General features: G+C 59.5%; 20 protein-coding genes. 16 read left to right on the top strand and 4 right to left on the bottom strand.

Annotated elements, in window-relative coordinates; translation table 11 throughout:
- Positions 1 to 8 precede the first annotated feature (8 nt).
- The 10 genes from ACRRQW_RS03715 (at position 9) to ACRRQW_RS03670 (ending at position 9,777) form a co-directional block, all read left to right on the top strand.
- Positions 9 to 563 carry a hypothetical protein gene (locus ACRRQW_RS03715; protein ID WP_438479910.1) on the top strand — a complete coding sequence of 185 codons (555 nt, stop codon included), beginning with the start codon at positions 9 to 11 and terminating at the stop codon, positions 561 to 563.
- A 6-nt stretch (positions 564 to 569) separates the two neighbouring features.
- The gene (locus ACRRQW_RS03710) at positions 570 to 836 is read left to right on the top strand and encodes a phosphopantetheine-binding protein (protein ID WP_438479909.1); all 267 of its coding nucleotides are present in this window, start codon (positions 570 to 572) and stop codon (positions 834 to 836) included.
- Positions 837 to 1,044: 208 nt separating this feature from the next.
- Positions 1,045 to 2,166, top strand: coding sequence for a hypothetical protein (locus ACRRQW_RS03705; RefSeq protein WP_438479908.1), 1,122 nt, complete (start codon positions 1,045 to 1,047; stop codon positions 2,164 to 2,166).
- 117 nt (positions 2,167 to 2,283) lie between these two features.
- Positions 2,284 to 2,940, top strand: coding sequence for a hypothetical protein (locus ACRRQW_RS03700; RefSeq protein WP_438479907.1), 657 nt, complete (start codon positions 2,284 to 2,286; stop codon positions 2,938 to 2,940).
- A complete protein-coding gene (locus ACRRQW_RS03695) occupies positions 2,931 to 3,842 on the top strand; it encodes a hypothetical protein (protein WP_438479906.1) in 912 nt (303 codons plus the stop codon). The genes ACRRQW_RS03700 and ACRRQW_RS03695 overlap by 10 nt, the downstream gene beginning before the upstream one ends.
- 5 nt (positions 3,843 to 3,847) lie before the next feature.
- On the top strand, positions 3,848 to 4,597 hold the full coding sequence (locus tag ACRRQW_RS03690; protein WP_438479905.1) for a lysophospholipid acyltransferase family protein: 750 nt from the start codon (positions 3,848 to 3,850) through the stop codon (positions 4,595 to 4,597).
- Positions 4,598 to 4,614: 17 nt separating this feature from the next.
- Complete coding sequence (locus tag ACRRQW_RS03685; RefSeq protein ID WP_438479904.1) at positions 4,615 to 5,433, top strand: glycosyltransferase family 2 protein; 819 nt, start codon at positions 4,615 to 4,617, stop codon at positions 5,431 to 5,433.
- 1 nt (position 5,434) lies between these two features.
- Complete coding sequence (locus ACRRQW_RS03680; RefSeq protein WP_438479903.1) at positions 5,435 to 6,091, top strand: outer membrane lipoprotein carrier protein LolA; 657 nt, start codon at positions 5,435 to 5,437, stop codon at positions 6,089 to 6,091.
- A 3-nt stretch (positions 6,092 to 6,094) separates the two neighbouring features.
- Entirely contained in the window at positions 6,095 to 8,443 is a 2,349-nt protein-coding gene (locus tag ACRRQW_RS03675; protein WP_438479902.1) for an MMPL family transporter, read from the top strand.
- Entirely contained in the window at positions 8,440 to 9,777 is a 1,338-nt protein-coding gene (locus ACRRQW_RS03670) for a class I adenylate-forming enzyme family protein (RefSeq protein WP_438479901.1), read from the top strand. The genes ACRRQW_RS03675 and ACRRQW_RS03670 overlap by 4 nt, the downstream gene beginning before the upstream one ends.
- Here the strand turns inward: ACRRQW_RS03670 and ACRRQW_RS03665 are convergent.
- Together ACRRQW_RS03665 and ACRRQW_RS03660 are read right to left on the bottom strand one after the other, a co-directional pair.
- Positions 9,774 to 10,715: a hypothetical protein gene (locus ACRRQW_RS03665; protein WP_438479900.1), complete on the bottom strand. Its 942-nt coding sequence runs from the start codon at positions 10,713 to 10,715 to the stop codon at positions 9,774 to 9,776. The genes ACRRQW_RS03670 and ACRRQW_RS03665 overlap by 4 nt on opposite strands.
- A 65-nt stretch (positions 10,716 to 10,780) precedes the next feature.
- Positions 10,781 to 11,866, bottom strand: a complete 1,086-nt coding sequence (locus tag ACRRQW_RS03660; RefSeq protein ID WP_438479899.1) for an acyltransferase family protein — start codon at positions 11,864 to 11,866, stop codon at positions 10,781 to 10,783.
- 185 nt (positions 11,867 to 12,051) lie between these two features.
- Here ACRRQW_RS03660 and ACRRQW_RS03655 point away from each other — a divergent pair, with 185 nt between their 5' ends.
- The 6 genes from ACRRQW_RS03655 to ACRRQW_RS03630 all read left to right on the top strand — a co-directional run bounded on the left by ACRRQW_RS03655 (position 12,052) and on the right by ACRRQW_RS03630 (position 17,007).
- The gene (locus ACRRQW_RS03655) at positions 12,052 to 12,555 is read left to right on the top strand and encodes a 6-pyruvoyl trahydropterin synthase family protein (RefSeq protein WP_438479898.1); all 504 of its coding nucleotides are present in this window, start codon (positions 12,052 to 12,054) and stop codon (positions 12,553 to 12,555) included.
- Between the two features lie 71 nt (positions 12,556 to 12,626).
- Positions 12,627 to 13,607 (top strand): GTP cyclohydrolase FolE2, encoded by a 981-nt coding sequence (gene folE2 / locus ACRRQW_RS03650; RefSeq protein WP_438479897.1) that lies wholly within the window; start codon positions 12,627 to 12,629, stop codon positions 13,605 to 13,607.
- 49 nt (positions 13,608 to 13,656) lie between these two features.
- Complete coding sequence (locus ACRRQW_RS03645) at positions 13,657 to 14,388, top strand: SDR family oxidoreductase (RefSeq protein ID WP_438479896.1); 732 nt, start codon at positions 13,657 to 13,659, stop codon at positions 14,386 to 14,388.
- 229 nt (positions 14,389 to 14,617) lie between these two features.
- Complete coding sequence (locus tag ACRRQW_RS03640; RefSeq protein WP_438479895.1) at positions 14,618 to 14,959, top strand: hypothetical protein; 342 nt, start codon at positions 14,618 to 14,620, stop codon at positions 14,957 to 14,959.
- 126 nt (positions 14,960 to 15,085) lie between these two features.
- The gene (locus tag ACRRQW_RS03635; protein WP_438479894.1) at positions 15,086 to 16,003 is read left to right on the top strand and encodes a PEP-CTERM sorting domain-containing protein; all 918 of its coding nucleotides are present in this window, start codon (positions 15,086 to 15,088) and stop codon (positions 16,001 to 16,003) included.
- 86 nt (positions 16,004 to 16,089) lie between these two features.
- Entirely contained in the window at positions 16,090 to 17,007 is a 918-nt protein-coding gene (locus tag ACRRQW_RS03630) for a PEP-CTERM sorting domain-containing protein (RefSeq protein ID WP_438479893.1), read from the top strand.
- 2 nt (positions 17,008 to 17,009) lie between these two features.
- Here ACRRQW_RS03630 and ACRRQW_RS03625 read toward each other — a convergent pair whose 3' ends face one another.
- Together ACRRQW_RS03625 and ACRRQW_RS03620 are read right to left on the bottom strand one after the other, a co-directional pair.
- On the bottom strand, positions 17,010 to 17,654 hold the full coding sequence (locus tag ACRRQW_RS03625) for a mechanosensitive ion channel family protein (RefSeq protein WP_438479892.1): 645 nt from the start codon (positions 17,652 to 17,654) through the stop codon (positions 17,010 to 17,012).
- A 91-nt stretch (positions 17,655 to 17,745) separates the two neighbouring features.
- Positions 17,746 to 19,863 (bottom strand): HAD-IIB family hydrolase, encoded by a 2,118-nt coding sequence (locus ACRRQW_RS03620; RefSeq protein WP_438479891.1) that lies wholly within the window; start codon positions 19,861 to 19,863, stop codon positions 17,746 to 17,748.
- Positions 19,864 to 19,903 lie beyond the last annotated feature (40 nt).

The raw sequence follows: 19,903 nt of genomic DNA, 5'->3' as shown, positions 1-19,903 counted from the left end.
CGCGCGCCATGTCTGCTTCATCATCTCAGATCTTACGTGTAGTTTGCAGTGCGGCGCTGGTCAGCGTGGTGGCACTTTTCAGTGGCTGCGCGACAGCTTCGCAATCGAGCGCTATGGCCGTGGTCGACGCGCCCGCTGCAATCACCAAGCATGTGCACACCGTCTCACTTCAAGTGACCGGTGGGGAAGAGACGTCGTCAATGGGCATGTCGAGTATCTCGAACACCGACTTCGCCGCAGCGATAAAGACCTCCATCGAGCAATCAGCGTTGTTTTCGAAAGTGAGCGAGGTTGGCGCCGCTTATCAGGTCTTTGCTCACATCGTGCGCTTGGATCGCCCTTCCTTTGGCGGGTCGTTCACCGTAAAAATGGAAGTCACGTGGCAATTGCGCCGACTCTCCGACCAGTCGCTCGTGTGGGAAAAGGCCATCATGAGCAGCCACACGGCAAAAATGAGTGACGCCTTTGTTGGCACCACCCGGCTGCGGCTGGCAAATGAAGGCGCGGCCCGTGCAAACATCAAAGATGCGATTGACCAGATGGGCTCCCTTACGTTGCCCTGACTCCTCATGCCTGATTCCCTCGCTGTTCGCCTTAAACAACTCGTGGTCTCGACGCTGAAGCTCGATGACCTGCGTCCGGAAGATATTCCGGATGATGAACCCTTGTTTGGGTCGCCGAAATTCGGCCTCGATTCCATCGATGCGCTCGAACTCGTGGTGCAGATTGAAAAAGAGTTTGGAGTGAAAATTGGCAGCAGTGAGGAATCTCGCAAAGCCCTTGCGAGCATCGCGACTTTGGCCGCGTATATCCGTTCGCAGAAGCCGGGCGCGTAGGCTTGCACGGCGGTGTCGCAAGGTCGGGGCGGTTATCCTTAATTGCCCTCGTGGATGGTAGCGCGGTCGAAGAAAGTGCGGTTAAGGATAACCGCCCCTACCTTTAATGCGCGGCCTGCCCGGAGGTCAGGCCTTACCACTTAGACCTACATCGGGGAATTTCCGGAAAATTTTTGGCTCCTTGCGCCGACGCGGCTTTTCGCGGCTAATGGCGCTTTTAATGACCCCGGTTGCCGAACAATTCCCCACTGGTATCGAAGCGTGCGATTGCCTCACGCCATTTGGAAGCGCGCAGGAAACGGCGGCGGCACTGGTAGCGGGGCGCCGGGCGTTGCAACTCACGCCCGTGTTAGGGCGCGACGGTGGAGATTTGGTGCCACTCGCACTTTTATCGGCAATGGACGAAGTTGTGCCGCCGCGTTGGATCACAGCATTAAACCCATTTTGCGCAAAGGTGCCGGCAGGCAATTGGGGCTCGGCGCGCGAGCCGGTCATTGTCACGAGCAGCAACTTCGGGGTGGGCAGCCTCTACGCGCACACGCGCGAAAAAGATGTTCGCCACCTCGAGCACGGCACGCCGTTCGCCGCGGTGAATTTGCTGCGGCGGGAATTCGGTTGGGGTGAAGAGGTGACGATTTTTTCGCACGCGTGCGTGACGGCGCATCTGGGGTTGCTCCACGCGGCGCGGTTGTTGAACGCCCGCCTGGCGGATCGAGTCTTGGTGTTTACGTTTGATTTCGTGAGCCCGTTTGTGGCGGGAGGATTTCATAGCCTGAAAATTCTCAACGGGCTGATGCCCGCGCCTTACCAAGTGCGCGACGCTGGCGCGATCGGCCTCGGCGACGGCGCGGCTTTCGCGGTGTTGTCGCGCGAGGCGGGGCCTTTCAAATTGAGCGGCCACGCCTTGCACAACGAGATGTATCACTTCACGAACAATCAGGCCGACGGCGCGGGATTTGCCGCGTGCGCGAGCGAAGTCGCCCGCACAGTCGCGGGTCGGCGGGTATGGGTGAAAGGGCACGGCACGGGCACGCTAGAATCGGGACGCCTGGAAGCGCAGGTGCTGGCGAAGCAATTTCCTGAAGCGCCCTTGGTTTCGTGGAAAGGAAGTTTGGGACACACGCTGGGAAGTTGCGGGCTCGTGGAACTCGCCGTCGCGATTGCGGCGTGGCGTGCCGGAAAAATTCCGGGCACGGTCGGCACAGAAGGACCTACGTTTACGACGCAGGTGCAGAAAGAAAATTTTGCGAGTGCTGGATTCGAAGGCGCCGTGCTCACGAGCAACGCGTTCGGCGGCGCGCACGCGGCGATGTTGTTAACGCATGAATAAGCAGGCCAACAGTTGTTTCGAGGTAGGGCTCGACCTCCGGGCGGGCCGTGAGGATTCGCGCGTGCTGACGGCCTGCCCGGAGGTCAGGCCCTACCGGTTTAAAGGAATTCGCACGCCATGATCACGCGCTACATTCACCACGTGAAAGTCGAACTGCCAGCGGCGACTGAAGGCGCAGCGGAAGCGCGCGGGCGCCTAGCGGATAAATTTCCGCGCGCTGCGCTGCGCCGGATGACGCATCTGGGAATGCTCGTTGGGGCGACCTTGGATGGCGTCGTGCTGAGTCCCGAAGCCGCCGTGGTGTATGCGACCACGTATGCGGAGACGCGGGCGCTGGAGGATTTTCTTACCAGTTTTCCGACGGCGAGTCCGTTGCTGTTCCAGACTTCGATTCATCCCGGCGGTATTCAACAGGTGTTGGTGGGCCGCCAGCAATCGATCGCGAGACTGTGGCCGATCGCGTCGAATCGGAATCTGCTGCGGCAGGCGCTGACGACGGCGTGGTTGGAAACTGCGCCGCAGATCGTGATCGTGGGCGGAGAAGAACGCGGCACGTGGATGCTCGAAGGGGCGATGGCGGCGGCGCATTCGTTTGCTTTTTCCGTGGTGATGAAATCCGCAGCTGAAGGTGCGATTGCGCAGATCACGTTTGCGCCGGAACCGCGCGAAGCCGCGACGGAAGTGACGACAGAGCAATTCGCGTTGGCCTTGGCGGAGCGTAAACCCATCTCGGTCGAGGGACCGAGCGGAAGCTGGCAACTGGAATGGCTGTGACGGAATTGAAAAAAGCGCCGCGTAATCCCGGTCCAGAATGGGGCTTTGGATTTTTGACCTGGGCCGACCGCTGGTGGCCGCGCCCGATGTTTCAACTGGGATTGATGATCGGGACGTGGGTGGGCCTGGCGCGCATGCCCGCGCAGCGTAAGCACTCGCGCGAGTATCTCACGTTGATGCTGGGGCGCCGGCCTCGAATCACTGAAATCTGGCGGCATTTTTTGGCGTTCGCGGAATCGCTCATGCAAATGTTGCGGGCCGGACGCGGGCAGGCTGTGCGATGCGAATTGAAGGGACCGCACGGTGATGAATTCGTGCGGCTCTCGCGCTCGAATCGTCCGGCGCTGTTTGGCACATTTCATTTTGGAGCGTCGGATTTGCTGGGTTATTTGCTCAGCGATTTTGGACGCAATATCTCCATCGTGCGCCTGCGGGTGGGAAACTCCGACGACACGCGCCTGCTGGGCGAACGCTTTTCGCAACGCGTGAGATTTTTGTGGGTCAACGATCCGCAGGCGCTCTTGTTCGAGCTCAAGGATGCGCTGCTCCAAGGGCTTTCGCTGGCGATGAAGTGTGATCGGGTTGAATTCAGCGCGCGGCCCGAACCGTTCGAGTTTCTCGGCGCGCGCCGGTTGTTTCCGTTTACGATTTATCATCTCGCGGTGATTTTCGACCGACCGGTGGTATTTTGCCATGCGTTGCCCACGGCGGATCCGGAGCGGATCGACGTGTATGCGTCGCGCGTGTTCGAGCCGGCGACGGGTGTGTCGCGCGAGGAAAATTTACAGCGCGCGCGGATGCATTATCAAGCGGTGCTCGCGGACTTGGAAACGTTGGTGCGAGCGCATCCGCTGCAGTGGTTTAATTTCATCCCGATGAATCCGGTCGTCGCGCAACCATGAGCGTGATGGGGAAAATTCTCCGTGCGCTGGGTTATTACCTGACGCTGGTATTCTTCGGGACGTTTGGCCTGGCGATCGGACTGATCGGCGTGCTGACCGTGTGGGTGCCGGGCTCCGCGCGGATGGAATCGTTTTTTCAGAACCTGATTCGTCTAAATTTTTCACTCTTCCTCTGGTGGGTGGATTTCGCGCACCTGTGGCATGTGCGCTTTCGTGGGCTTGAAAACGTGCCCGCCGGGGGCGTGGTGGTGATCGCGAACCACCCGAATCTCACCGACGCGTGTTACCTGCTCGCGAGACTGCGGCGCGCGGTGTGCGTGTTTAAACCCGGCATTCGACGTAATCCCGTGCTCGCGGTCGCGGCGTGGCGGGCGGGTTATCTGGCCAGCGATGGCGGGCCTGACTTGGTGCGCGCGGCGGCGGAAAAAGCGGCGGCGGGGCACGCGTTGATTTTGTTTCCAGAAGGCACGCGCACGCCTCCCGGGCAACCGACTGCAGAAATGAAACCCGGTTTCGTGCTGATCGCGCGGGCGGCGCGCGTGCCGATTCAACTGGTGCGCATCACGAGCGATTCGACGCTCCTCGCGAAAGGCGTGCCGTGGTGGCATTGCGCCGGACTGCCGGGCCACATCGAAGTATCGGCGGGGCCGCTGATCGCCGCGCCGGCGCATGGTTCGACTGCGGAGGTGATGCGGCAGATCGAAGCGTGGTATCGCGAGACGGATAGCGGTGACTTGCGCCGAGACGCGCGGTGAATCACGTTGAGCCCCCCATGGCGTTTTCGACCACGCATCTCGTAATCCTGCCCACCTATAACACCGGTGCGAAGCTGCGCGGCGTGGTGGCGGAAGTGTTGCGGCACTGGCAGCCGGTCATGGTGGTCGTTGATGGCAGCACGGATGACGGCGCGCGGGAAATGCGCGAACTTGCCACGACGGAGCCGCAACTTTCGGTAATCGTCCTGCCAAAAAATTCCGGGAAAGGCGCGGCGGTGCTTGTCGCGGCGGAGGCGGCGGTCGCACGCGGATTTAATCACGCATTGGTGATGGACGCAGACGGGCAACATCCGGCGGAGAGTATTGCGGAGTTTATGGCGGCGTCGCGACGGCACCCGGCGGCGGCGGTGTTGGGCGATCCGATCTTCGGGCCAGAAGTGCCGCGCGAGCGTTTGTATGGACGCAAGCTCAGCACCGGCATGACGCGGGTCGAAGTGCTCGGCGCGGGCGTGGACGACGCGCTGTTTGGCTTTCGCATCTATCCGCTGAAACCACTGCTTCAGGTCTTGGGCCCGCGTCGCAGCGGACGGCGCTACGATTTCGAAACGGAAGCGATGGTGCGCTTGATGTGGGCCGGCGTGCCCACGGTGAATCTGCGGGCACCGGTGCGTTATTTCACGCGAGCGCAAGGTGGCGTGTCGCATTTTCACTACCTCCGAGATAACGTGCTGCTGTTTCGCGTGCATTTCCGGCTGGTCGTCGAACTGATTTTTTTGCGCTGGCCGGCGATGCTCAGACACCGTCGACGCTGGCGTTGTGCGGAACGAGCGCGTAAACACGGAACCACTTTTACTGATGCGATTCTTGAGAAATAAATTGAGCCAAACCGGTGCCGCCGCGTGGCGGCAGTTGCGAGGGGGTGTTGCGGCGTTGCTCCTGCTGCCGATGGTCGGCCTGGCCCAAGCCCCGGAACCCGCGCCGGCCTTCGACGCGGCCGCGTGGAGCGATCTGGCGCAGGCGTTCGCCCAACGGCCGGACGTGATGGCAGGATTTACCGAGAGTCGCTATTTCCCGTTTAAAGAAAACCCGGCGGTGTTGCGCGGAGAAGTGAGGGTGTCGCGCGCGCGCGGACTCAGTTTGAATTATACCTCGCCCGAACAACGCACTGTGATCGTGGATGTGACCGGCGTGTTGCTGCGCGACAAAAAAAGCACCGTCGCCGCGCCGAACGATGTGCGTGCTGCCACGATCAATCGCGCGATGATGAATACGTTGAATCTCAACTTCGCCGCGCTCGCGGAAGATTTTGAACTCTCGGGCGAGCGGAAAGGTGCGGCGTGGACGTTGATGATGCGACCGCGCGATAAACAAGTGCAGCAAGCATTCCGTCAAATCACCGTAAGCGGACAGGGAACGGTCGTGGAGCGCATCGAATTGCGCCGCAGCCAGCGGCAATTCATCGAGATTGTGATGAATGACTCACGAGAAGTGGCCGCATTTTCGGCGGAAGACATCACTCGTTATTTTCGCTAATCGATGAATTTTCGCCGGAGGCAATGGACGGGCTGGTTGGTGATGGCCTGCGTGGCGCTGATCGGCGCCGGCTGGCTGCTGCAACTCGATTACGACCGGAAAATTTCCACCGACGTGCTCGATTTGTTGCCCGGCGGTCGCGACGAGCCGGAACTCGCGCTCGTCCGGCAACTCGCCAGTCAGGCCGAGGCGCGCACGATGCTGATGGTGCTCACGCAAGCGGATGGAACGCCGGCGCCGCAAGCAGCCGCGGTGAGATTCGCGACGGCGTTGGCGCGTGAGCCGGAGTTTGCGCAAGCGGTCGCGCTGGGCGACACCTCAGCGCGCGACGCGATGGGACGGAAATTATTTGAGCAACGGCTTCAATTGCTGTTCCCGCGCTGGCTGGCCGTCCAACAACGCGAGTTTGCCGCGACGGGCGAGCCGGCGTCCGAACTCGCTCGGTGGATCGCCCGTGCTTCAGTGCAGAAACTCGATGCGTTTCTCTCCACGCTCGAAGCGCAGGTGTTTCAGGATTTGGTGCCCAACGATCCGCTCCTGCTTTTGCCCGGAGCGGTCGATCGCCTGAAAAACGGGCTTTCGCTGGTGCAGCCAGCGACAAACTCGACGGACGCGCCCGCGCTCGTGTGGGCGGAGATGGTGGCGTCACCGCTCTCCGAAGCCGGCCAGGCGCCGGTTTTCGCGGCGATTGCGAAAGTCGAAGTGGCGATGCAGGTGGAATTTTCCGGACTTCAAGTCGCCTACACCGGCGTGAATCGGTTCGCGGCGGCGAGCCGTGACCGAATTGAGAAGGAAGTGAAATGGCTCAATGCCGCTTCATTGATCGCGGTGTTGGGTGTCGCGTTGTTGTTCATTAAAAAAGTCTATCGCGGCCTGCACTTGGTGCCGGTGGTGCTGCTTTCCACGCTCGGTGCGTGGGTAAGTGTCACGCTGGTGTTTGAGCGCGTGCACATCCTCGTGTTTGTGCTCGGTTCGCTGCTGGCGGGCGTCGCGATCGATTACGGATTTTATCTCTACATGCAGGCGCCCGAGCGAGCCGGGGAAGATTATTGGGAGAAGGTGCGCCGGCTCGCCAAGCCGTTGCTCGCGAGTTGTCTAACGACGGTGGCGGGCTTCGCGTTGTTGGTGTGGTCGGAGTTGCCGTTGATTCGCCAACTCGGCGTGTTCGTCGGTGCGGGGCTCGTGTGCGCGCTAGTGATGGCGGTGGTTTATTTTTCGACCGTCAAAAATTCATTTCTGGAAACGCGTTCGTTTCAAGGCGGTCGCGCCCTTTCAACGGGTGCGCGCCGGAAAATGCGCCTTGCGCTCGGCATTGCGTGGCTGTTCGCGTTGCCGGGTATCGCGATGCTGCACTGGCGCGACGACATTCGCGCGCTCGAGATTCCTTCGGCGGAGTTGAAACGCGCCGACGCGGCAATCCGCGCGCAATTCGGGCAGCAGGAGGAGCAGACCGTTTATCTGACGCAGGGCGACAGTCTCGCGCACGCGCGGGAATCAGTGCTCGCGCTGGGGGAGTGGTTGCGCCGCGAAGATCCGGAGCGCGAGGCCTTCACGCTCGCGGCGATTATTCCTACGCCCGCCGAATACGAAAGCGCGGTCACTTTTGTGCGCGAACAAAAGAATTTTCCGGCGCAGTTCCACACGGCGTTGCGTGAAGCGGGCTATGAGGTGGATGCGTTTGCCGGCTTTTTCGAGGCCTACGCCCAGTTCGCGGGAACCGCGCAGTTTGAGGGATTGGAAAAAACGGCGCGCAATTTCGTCGATGCCCTCTCCGGGCCGGCGGGGATGTTGGTGCACATCGGCGGAACAGGTGAGTTGAGTTGGTTCGTTACGCTCGCGAAAGGTGGCGTGGCGAAAGTGCCGCCGCCGGAAACTAATTCCGTTTCCGTGAATCAACTGGAGTCGCTCAACGGCGTTTTTGCGCGCTACCGGCAGTCGGCGTTATGGTTGAGTCTCGTGGGCCTCGCGATTGTCGGTGTCGGTGTGTTTTTGACTTATGGTCTGCGCGATGGCGTGCGAATCTTCGCGATTCCACTCGGGGCGTGTCTGGGCGTGTTTGGATTATTCGGATGGCTCGGGCAGCCGTTGAATCTTTTCCATCTGCTCGGCGCTTTCCTCGGGGTGTGTCTCACGCACAACTATTCGATTTTCTCGGCGACGTCGGCGTATCGCGCGGAAGGCCCGCCGGTGTCGGTGCGGATGTCGGCGCTGACCACGGCGGCGTCATTTGGCGTGTTAGCGATGAGTGCAATCCCGGTGGTGCGCGCGCTGGGGTTGACGGTGTCGCTGATGGTGATCGGGGCGCTGCTCTTGATCGAATTCGAGCATCTCGCCAAGCTTGGGAAGAAATGAAACGCGCGCTGCTGCAAGCTTGGGAAAAAACGTGCCGTCGCAAACGCGACGTGATCGTGCTGACGGAAGCGGCCGGCGGTGCGAAATTTTCCTGCGGTGAACTCGACTTGCGCAGTCGTGATTGGCTGGCATGTTGCGGTCAAACCGAGGAAACGCTCCGCGGCCGCGCGGTTGTTTTCGCGCAAGCGAACGGGGTCGTGTGGATGGAGCTGTTTCTCGGATTAATCCGAGCGGGCGCCGTGATCGTGCCACTCGATGCCGGCGAACCAGTGGCCGCCCAGCGTGAGATCGCTTTGCAGATTCGCGCGGGATTTTGGTGGAACGGTCGTGCGCTGGAGGCATTGCCGCGCGCGCGAAAATTTCCGGACACCACCGGCTTGATCAAAGTCACTTCGGGAAGCACCGGTCGGCCCAAGGCGCTTTTGTTTAGGGATGAGCAGATCCTCGCCGATGCGCGTTGCGTGACGGCGACGATGGGCATCACGGAGCACGATGTGAATTACGCGCTGATTCCGTTCGGACATTCTTACGGGCTCGGAAATTTGGTGGGTCCGCTCGTGTTGAAAGGAGTGCCGGCGGTGTGCGGTGCATCGCCCTTGCCGCACGGCATCGCGGGCGATTTTGAGCAATGGAGCCCGACGGTATTTCCCAGCGTGCCGGCGTTGTGGCGATCGCTGGCGTCGAGCGACGTGACGCTGCCGGGATTGCGACTGGCGATCTCGGCCGGTGCGGTGTTGCCGATTGAAGTGGCTGAGGCGTTTGCGCAGCGCTTCGACCAGCGTATTCATGGATTTTACGGTTCGAGTGAAACGGGCGGGATTGCCTACGATCGCACGGGTGAGGCCACGCTCGCCGGCAGCGTCGGCACGGCGATGCGCGGCGTGATTCTCACGGTGTTACGTGGGCAACGATTGCGCGTCTCGAGTCCTGCGGTGATAACGCACGGCAATCGTCAGCAAGGAAATCGTGAGCTGGGAGCGTTTGTCATGTCGGACCGCGCAGAGATCGATGCGGGTGGACGAATCACTTTACTCGGACGCCGCGGGCGCACGGTGAAAATTGCGGGACGCCGCGTGAATCTCGAAGAAGTGGCGGTGCGATTACGGGGCGTCGCTGGAGTGCGGGAAGCGTGGGCGGAGGCGACGGCGGAAGGCGTGCTCGGCGCGGCGGTGGTCTCTGACCTCACGGTGCACGATTTGCGGGCGGCGCTCCACGGCAAGGTGGCAGCATGGAAAATCCCCAAGCGCTTGATCGCGCTCAAAGAATTTCCACTGACGGAACGCGGGAAGACCGACACGCAGGCGCTACGCGTGCGCGTTTTCGGCGAGACTTAAAGTCCGACGAGCGTGGCTTCGATTTCGACGTTAAGCGCGGCGCGGCAGATGTCGGCCTCGACGTAGATGACGTGATCGCCAGTTTGAAAAATCTCCCCTTCGAAACGGGCGGCGACTTCATCGAGGTCGCTGGCGTGGCGGAGATAAATTTTGAAATGCCGCTGCCATGGGTCGCCTCGCCCAAGATTTTTACCTGTGCCAACGGTCTCGCTGATGAGGCGTAAATTATCGAAGGTGCAGTGAAGTTGTTCGCCTAATTTTCCCGGTGCGACAGTGACGTGGCCCTTAATTGCCGCAGTGCCGGAAATAAAAACAACTGGTTTTCCGGTGTGCGTAGTGGCGGTGGCGCGTGAAAAACTCGGAGCCTGCGGGCCGTGCTCGGGAGGATAATTGTAGGCGGCGATCTGCTGGGGATTTTCGAAATGATGCGGCGCGGTGCGTCCGGCAACGAAGATCAGTGAGAGCGAATCACCCGAGCAACCGACGGCGGAAGCGGACGGCAGCTTGGGCTTAAACTGATCGCCGAGAGCGGATGCGAAAGCGTGCGAACGGCCCGAGCAGAACGCGCGGTAGTTTTCCAAGTCATCGCTGTTCGCGTTGATCGCGGGCACGTAGTTCCAGATGCGATAGAGATGCCGTCCCGAGGTGACTGCAAAGAGGCGACGGTAAAGTTCGCGCGCGGCGGCTTCGTGATTGCCCTCGACGGGTTGCGTGGAGCTGCCGATCAACAAGTCGCCCGCTTCGTGTAACGTGAAACCGTGCGTGATTCCGAGAAAGCGAGTGGTCGTAAAAATCTCTTCCGAAACATCGCCCGCGAGCCAGCGCACCGGGATGTTTACAGTGCTCGCGTTCGCAGCTTCAGACGCGCCAAAGCTGACGGCGAAGGCGGAGCTTTTACCGGAGAAAAGGTTGATTGCGGGTGCGTGGGCCAAGGTCATGCCACGGCATCAGACCTTGGCCATGAGCGCAAGTTGCCGATTGAGCCGATGTTTCCGGCCGGCGTTCAGACGACTTTCTGACTTGGGGCGATGCGCGCGGTCGGGCGTTCGAAATGGGACTTGAGGCGAAGGAAGTGTTTTTCGAAGAGGTAAAACGAAGCGGTCGCCAGAACCACGCTGACGGAAATTTTTATGCTCAAGCGCGTGATCAACGAAGCGGTGGGCAGCAGGTGTTCGACGATGTAATACACCGGCAGGTGTAACAGGTAGAGGCCGTAGGAAATTTTTCCAATGAAGAGCAGGGGCGCCCAGGAAAGCGGGCGGGTGAAAAGCGAATAGCGGCTCGTGACCAAATCCGCGATGACGATCATCGAGGCGCTCGCCGCAATCACGTAACCATAGCGGCCCATCCATGGGCTATACCACGTGACGATGTTGGGGATTGCGAAGAGCACGATGAGCGCGGCTGGCGCGAGCGCGCGGCTGAGCCATTTGGCTGATGGCTCGGAAAGCGGGCCGTTGAGCGCGAGACTGCGCGCAAAGTAGGCGAGGGCGGCGCCGAACATCAGCGTGTCCATGCGCGTATCGATGCCGTAGTTGATCCGCTCGTCGGTGTAGATGCCGACCATGCCGGCGCGATAAATTGCGATGAGCAACGCACCGCAAATCAAAAGCAGGCCTTTGCGCACCGGGTCACGCACGCAGCGTTCGAGCAGCATGATCGTCCACGGCCAGATAAAATAAAACTGTTCCTCGATCGCGAGCGACCAGCAGTGCGTGAGCCATGACAGGTTGTAGTCGTAGAGCCCGCGAATCCAGTTGGCCGTGTAACTCAGCGCCGCGAGGATCGGCACGGCTGGCACGTTGCCGTTCAGCCAATAGTAAGTCGCCGCATAGAAGGCGCAGGTAAGAAACAAGCACGGCGCCAGTCGTAGCAAACGGCGCACGTAGAAATTGCGGTAACTAATCGAGGCATTGGCGGCCCACTCGGAAATTAAAATGTTCGTGATGAGAAATCCGCTGAGCACAAAAAAGATATCCACGCCGACCCCGCCACTGCGGAAATAAGAGACGCCCCCGTGGGCGGCGAGAACGATGCCGACCGCGATGGTGCGCAAGCCGTCGAGGCTGGGGTAATAATGGTGCTTCATGCCGGAAAGGTCGCGGCAACGTGGCATCTGCACCTCGCTTGGCAACGCCACAATGATTGAAATTTCATCGTTCTGTCGCCTTCGCGAAACAACTTTTTCAACCGAGATAAAAATGAATTTTCACAGCCCTTAAGCCGGTGCCGAAGATTGACGCCTCCGGGAAACTGGCTTCCCTTTGACCCTCGATGCCGAAGTCTCTCTCACCTCGCAAAAGCCCCGCGCGTTCCGCAGTCAAAGCTGCGCCCGCCTCCCAGGAAGCGGCCTCGGCGCAGCTGGCGGGCGAGGTATTTATCACGCGGCAGGTGCATTTTAATTCCGCGCATCGCCTCCACAATCCGACGAAGAGCGCCGAGTGGAATCGCGAGCAATACGGCATGTGCAACGCGGTGCATGGCCACAATTACGTGCTGGAGATCGTCGTGGCCGGTGTGCCTGATCCGGTCACGGGTTACGTAGTGGACCTGGGCGATCTAAAGAAAATCATGAACGATGCCGTCGCGGATCGTTGCGACCACCGCGATTTGGCCGAGGTGGAATTTTTGAAAGGGGTGCTCCTCTCCACGGAAAATCTCACGATCGCGTTCTGGCGTGAAATCGAGCCGCGCTTGCCCGCGGGTCGTTTGCATTGCGTGCGCCTCTACGAAACCCCGCGAAACTTTGCCGAATATTTCGGCCCCTCGGCCCGCTGAACCACCGCATTTGCGGTGGGAGAGACGGTTATCGTCACCCGTCGATCAGCCGGCCCAACCCAAAAACGAACATGAGTAAAAAGAAACCAATGTATCTCCACCGTTCGGTGGATGGCTCCGCTCCGCGCGTGAAGCGCGGCTACGATGCCAAGTTTAAATCCAGCACCGCTTATCGTGCCTCGTTGCCAGACATGATGGAAGCCGCGCACGACGCCATCCAGGGCGCGCACGTGCCGATCCAGCAGGTCGGCATCCACAATTTCAAACTGCCGCTCAAATACCGCACGAAGTCCGGCGCGACGCAGGTGCTGGAAACCCGCGTGACGGGCACCGTGTCGCTCGAAGCTGAGTTGAAGGGCATCAACATGAGCCGCATCATGCGCTCGTTCTACGACCACAAAGACGAAGTCACGACGGGCGAGTGGATGGGCAAAATTCTCCGCAGCTACCTGAAGAATGTGCAGAGCATGGACGCACGGCTGAAGATTTCGTTTTCCTACCCGATGCTCCGGACGAGCCTGCGCAGTGGGTTGGAAGGCTATCAGTTTTACGATGTCGCATTTGAAGGCGTGATGACGAGCGATGGACGTTATCGCCGCTTTATTCATTTTGATTTCGTTTATTCGTCGGCGTGTCCGTGCTCGGCGGAGTTAAACGAACACGCGCGCGATAAACGCGGAGCGTATGGCGTGCCGCATTCACAGCGCAGTAAAGCGCGGGTAACGATCGAGGAAGTCGAAGGCAAAAAAATCTGGATCGAGGATGTGCACGCGCTCTGTCTGCGCGCGCTGCAAACCGAGACGCAAGTCATGGTGAAGCGCGAAGACGAACAGGCGTTTGCCGAACTCAACGGCGCTTATCTGAAGTTCGTCGAGGACGCGGCGCGTTTGCTCTACCGCGAATTCGACGCCGACAAACGCATCAAGGATTTCCGCATCGCGTGTTCGCACTTGGAGTCGCTGCATTCGCACGACGCCGTAAGCGTGATCTGCAAAGGCGTGAAAGGCGGCTTTACGGCCGACTTCATGGATTTCGGTTCGTTGGTGTGCTGAGTTAAAATCGTTCTCGTTCTCTCAATCGTTCTCGTTCTCGATCCGGCGAATGAGAACGAGAACGAAGAAACAGAACGAGGTGACAGTGCTCATCACCGGTGCGTCGCAAGGCATCGGCGCGGCGATCGCCAAGGTGTTTGCGAAGGAAATTCGCGGCGTGAAACTTGCGCTCGTTGCACGTAACGAAAAAAATCTCCGCGCCGTGGCGCGAGCGTGCACGAAACTCGGTGCGAAGGCTGAAGTGTTTCTCGCCGATGTGGCGAATGCGGCATCGGTCGAACTGTTGGCGGTCGCAGTGAATGAACGCTTCGGCGCGGTGGATGTGTTGATCAATAACGCCGGGGTGTTCGAGGCCGCGCCATTTGCCGAAACGACGATCGATCAATTCGACCGCGTGGTTGCGGCGAATTTGCGCAGCGCATTTTTGGTGACGCAGGCATTTTTGCCCGCGATGCAGAAACAAAAGCGCGGCGATGTTTTTTTCATGAGTTCGATCGCCGGGCTGAGTGCCTACCCGAATGGCGCGGCGTATTGCGCGGCGAAGTTTGGGGTGAACGGCCTCGCGAAAGTGTTGCGCGCAGAAGCCAAAGGCCGCGGCGTGCGCGTGTGCTGCGTCTATCCCGGGGCCACCTGGTCGCCGTCGTGGGAAAAATCGGGGGTGCCGGCGGAGCGGATCATGCCAGCGGAGGATGTGGCGCGCGCGTTTTTGGATGTTTATCGCCTGAGCCGGCGCACGGTCGTGGAAGAAATCGTGCTGCGTCCGGAACAGGGCGACGTCTGAGCACTGAAACAATTTTCCGAGTCACCGGTTCGAAGCACCGGTGAAACTCCCGAAGCCTGCTGGGGGCGTTTTGTAAGTCGCGCTTGTTCAAAGAAGAACGACTTGTTCCCGGAGTGACGCACGCTTGTCGCAAAAATTTTGCCCAGTCGAACCTGACGGGAACACGTGTGTCAGAAGCGGCATGGTAAAAACAGCTCACGCCTTCGCCTTTGTGGCTCTCGGTTGGTGCATGCAAATGCTGCCGGCCCTGTTTCCCGACAAGTTCCCGTCTTCCTCATTGAGCGCGGAAAATACCAGTGCCCTGTGGATCAGGTTTATGGGCTTAGTTAACGTGACTTTTGGCACGCTGTTTATTTTGAATCTGCAAGTGCTGCCCTTCCTCGTCCGGGTGCTCGCGTGGCGTCCGCAGGCTATCCCGCAAGTGGTGCGTGCTTCGCAAGCGGCGCGGGCGGCGGCGGCCCGGATGCCGGCTACTATTTTGCGCCCCGCTTTGCGGTTGGAGGCTAAGGTCGCTGCTCGTCGGGCGCAACCGCAACCTGTGCCGGTGCGGGTGGATCAAGCCGCAGCGTAAAACGCGAATGCCGTTCTTATCTCATTATCAAAGCGGGTGTTTACCCGCTTTTTTTATGCCCGATGCGCGGACAACTTGGGCCAATTGGAAGTGGACTCGGCTCGGGAGAACTTGCAGCGTGCAGCTATGAAATTGCGCGAATTCGGCTTAGGTTTTGTGGCGGTGGGAGTTTTGAGCCTTTCGGTTTTTGCGCAAACCGACCCGGATGTGAAGGACGTCGGGATGGGCCGCCGCGCGACATATCTGCAAACGGGAGCGTCGACCGTTACGTTTCAGCATTACGACTTTAGCGTCGGCGTGGGTATCCGTCAGCCGGGTGGCGTGATCAATGGGGTGCAAGTGTTTGGCCCGGGATCGAGTGTCATTGGCAATGGGGTTACGGCGACAGGTTACTCGAGTGGCTTTGAATATCAGTCGGGCACCTATGCATCGTTGGGTGCGTTTAACACCGCTTTTCCGGTGGCTGGCTCTTATGTCGTAAATATCGATACCAGCATCGCGGGCACGCCTCCTGATTACGTGGTCGAATACCTCTGGCCGACGAATGCGACCTCGACGTTCCCGACCACGATGCCGGTGCTCACTTCGTTGGGTGGTTATTGGAGTGGAGGCTCGCTCTATCTCGATGTGACGCAGAATCAGTCGTTCACGTGGAGCTATGGTGACTATGGTTTGGGTAGCCCGACGGACGTGGACGGCATCACGCTCGAAATCGAGCTGAGCATGAGCGGTAACGTTTTTGATTACTCGTCAATCGGGTCGAATTCAACGGGCACGACGATGACCACCGCCCAGCATACCATGGTGGTGGGGCAGACCTATAACGCCAAGTTGTCGTTCGGGCGGATCGTAGACGATGGCCTGAATAATCCGAACAGTTCCCCGCAAAGCGGCATCGTCGGCGCCGAGAGCATCGCGTATTATTTAAACAGCACGAGTTTCACGATCGTCGCGATTCCCGAGCCGTCCACGTATGCCTTGATGGCGGTGGGGCTAGGTCTTGTGGCGTTGCCGTGGCTGCGCCGGCGTTTTTCGCGCCGTTGAGTGTAGTTTGATCGAGCGGTGTGTCCGGCCTGAACTTTTAATTCGGGTTAGACAGTGGCGGCGAGGAACGCCACGCTGCTGTCCGCATGAGAGCAGAAGCTTTATTCTTCAGCGTGCTGGGCTGTGCGGTCACAGCGTTAAGTCAGGTCACGGCGAGCAATGATGACGTGCGCCGTTACGGCGTGGGCAAAAGTGCGATCTATGTGCAGAGCTCTGCGGCGGCACCGGGATTGAACACTTATTCTTTCGAGGTGTTCGTGGATCAGAAAAACGGCGGCACGCTGACCGGAGGCAACGTGCAGGCGAATGACTTCACCTATTACTTCGCCGCCGATGATGGCAGCCTGCGTTACAGTGACCCGGACTCAGGTGCTGGGCGCACGAATCTCATCTCCAGCCAAGCGTCGCTCGATGCGCTTTATGGGAATGGCAATTACTCGTTCACGATTTTTGGCGGCACCGAGTCCACCTATAGCGCAGATTTGGATTTATTTGGTGACACGTATCCCGCGTCACTTCCGCAAATCACCAACACGAGCTGGAGCGGCGGGCGGCTGCTGTTGAACGCGAGCACGGCAAACACGTTTTCATTTACGTCGTTTGCGAACATGAATCAAACGGTGGCCCCGATCACCGAATTCACCGCGAGCGCGGCGCCGGCGATTATGGATGCGATCGTGCTCACGCTCGAAGGCACGTTCACGGGTGGCATCGTGGGCTACGAATACTTTACGCGCACGCCGACCAACAGCTTCACCTTGAACGACACGACCATGATCCCCGGCAATGTTTACACTGCGACCTTGGGTTTCTTGAAGATCGTCGATGGCTTCGAAGACACCGATGTGAACAGTCCGATTGCCGGTGCCCAAGGGCTCGCATTTTACTCGTTCCAAACACGATTCGAAGTGATGGCGATTCCTGAACCGTCGACGTATGCCTTGCTCGCTCTCGGGCTCGGCCTCGTGACGTTGCCGTGGCTACGCCGGCGTTTTGCGCGCTGAGTTCAGACGCGCGGCGCAGAGTCTTCAGGCGATTTTGCAGGAGCAATCGCAGGCGCGGGCGGCGGCGGGAGATCGGCATTGCCGGTCAGATTGAGCTGCGCGGCGAGTGAGATGGGACGTTCGTGGCGCGTGCGCTTGATCGCTTTTTGGAAAAACTGGTTATTGGGAATCTGCACCAGTCGCGAGTCGTGCGCGAGCAGCGTCGTGAAGAACATGTTCAAGTTCACGACCCGCCCTTGAATCGGCTCGCCAGCGAACTCGATGTCGTCGCCGATTTCGAACGGACGCATGATGAGGATGAACGCCGTCGACGATACATTGCTCAACAAACTCCACACCGCGACGAAGCCGATGGCGATGAGGCCGAGCACCGTAGAAATCATCGCCCACAAGCCGCCGATCTCAAAACCGAAGACGCCGAGAATCAAGACGAGCGCGATGAAATGCAGCATCCAGCGAATCATGCGCGTGAACGGCGCTACGCTCGCGGCGTCCAGCGAGGTCCGGCGCGCGATAAGGAGGATGCTGCGATTCACCGACAGACTGATCAGAATGGTGCAGAGAACGATGCCGGCGGCGACGGGCAGAGCTGCGACGATCTGAGGAATGTAACCGAGAATGATGTGGATGAGCTCTTGCAGGGTCATGGTGCGCGACGAAGTTTCGTTTCATTGGAAACGTCGTGCTGGAATTGTCCACTCTGCGTTCTCGCCGCGTGTGAGCGTTGCAACACTCGAGTTAAGCTTCGCCGAGGTTCTTCGGATCCACTTCGAGTTCCTGACACGCGCGCAAGAAGGACGCGGCCGACCATGCCTGGTAAGCTTTGCCCATGGGGCGACCGGTTTGGCCGTGCGCCCATTCGTTGAACTCCCATTCTTGGTCGCGGCCGAGTTTATTGAGTTCCGCGAGACGCACGAGTTCGCGACACGCAACTTCGTGAAAACCGAGACGATGAATGAAACGCACCCACATTCCGCCGACAAAGGGCCAGATGCCGCCGTTGTGGTAGTGATGTGGCAAGTTGAGCAAGTTCACCGTGTAGTAAGAGCGCCAGTCGGGATCGCCGGCTTGCACGACGGGATACAAATTCGACACGGGCCACGGCTGGTTCACACCCACGCCCCACATAAAACGAAACGCCGTGCGCGCGCGATCCGCGTCGAGCACATTCATCAGGAATGCGAGGATGTTGCCGTAGGTGTCGCAGCGCCAGTTGTAGGAGAACGGTGTGATCTCTGCTAACAGGTATTGTGTGTCGCCCATGCCGTGTTGGCGGTCGGCAAAACGATTTACGTTGGTCGTGGGACGGTTGAGATCGTCGCCCGGCTTTGTGGTCGGCCAGAAAATGTCGAGCAGGCGTCCGCGGATTTTTTGCGACCACCGCAGGTAATCGGCGGCTTTGTCGAAATTACCCATGAATTCCAGCATGCGCGCGTAACACACATTCGTCCGATACCAGAGCACTTCATCGTAAAGGACGTTGTAACTGCGACCGAATAAATCCGTCCAGTCCCCGGCTTCGGGAATTTCGAGCAAGCCGTCGTTGTTCGAATCCTGCGCGCTCAGCCAATTCATGATCGTTTGCAGGCGATCCGCGTGTTTGTAGAGCAACGAATGATCGCCGGTGTGCGCGGCGTAGTGGTAGATCGCGATGATGACCCACAATCCGCTGTCGATCGACGCGATGCTGCCCACGCCGGAATAATCCGGCACGCCGTCGTCGATGCGCACGTTGGCCGGAATCTGGCCGGTGGGCGTGGTGGCGTTGAGGAGGGTTTCGAGTGTCGCGAGTTGCGCGGTGCGCACCTCCTCGTCCTCGATGTGCAACGTATTCCAGACGGTGATCGCGCCGTCGCGCGCCCACACGCTACGGTAGTTTACGTCGGTGCCGGTCACGGTGTTGTCGGTGAGCGAGCACGCGGAAAATCCAAGCGGCGTGATGTTCTTCTTTAACGCGATGAGCGCTTTCTCATACGCCGTCGCTATAAACACTTTTTCCTTATCGTTGAGCGAGCCGAGCTTCGTCCCCGAAAAAAGCATCTTAAACTCCGGCGCGAGTTCGTCGCGTTTCGCGCGGGATTTTTGGATGCTCGGTAGCACGCACACCACGCCGTAGTGGCAAAGTCCGTCGAGCACGCCGTCCGCGAGAATCTGACGCGAGTTAAACGTCGGCAAATCCACCGTGTCCTCGAAGAGTTCGGGCAGCGCGTTTTCAACGATGATGCCGCGCACGCCGGGCAGGCGAAACATGCTGGTATCGTTGGCGGTGTCGCCGGCGACAACGACTTGTTCGAGCGGAATGGAAAGTCGGGCGCACAACCACGTCAGCGCGCCGCCTTTGGTGGCGTTACCGGGCAACACGTCCAGATCGCGACTGCTCGAGTAGACGATGTTGATGTCGAGGCCCGTGGCTTCGATTTGTTGCTTGAGCTGGCGGATGGCGCCGGGCGTGGCGCGATCGAGGAACCAGCTCGATTTAAACTCATTCTGGTGCTGGTCGCTTTGCGGACGAACGCCCGAAAAACGTGCGGTGATCTCGCGCACTTTGGTGAGATCCCAGCCGCTGCGCAGATAGTCGCTCAGCTCATCGAGCATCCGACCGGCTTTTGCGTCGAAGATCTGCGTGCCTACGCCGCCGATATAAAAATCTGGCTCTGGCAAAACTCCGTTCGCGACGAAACGCTTGATGTCGTCCACCAGACGCCCGCTGTTGTAGACGAGGAGTGGGCGCGCTTCGGGCGAGAGTTCCAGCCATGCGGTTTTAAAGCGTGATGCGGCTTCCGGGTTACCCAGCAACGTGCCGTCCAGATCGGAGCTGAACAAACGGACAAGGGCGGGCGCGTTGGGAGTGCTCATAGATAATGGGTGATAAGGGTGCGAGTAAGGGACACGGTGA

Origin of the sequence: Oleiharenicola lentus (genome assembly GCF_051660365.1) — a bacterium.
Taxonomy (GTDB): Bacteria; Verrucomicrobiota; Verrucomicrobiia; order Opitutales; family Opitutaceae; genus Lacunisphaera; species Lacunisphaera lenta_A.
Note: the sequence above shows the minus strand (reverse complement) of the source record. Positions and strands in the feature narration are given on the sequence as shown.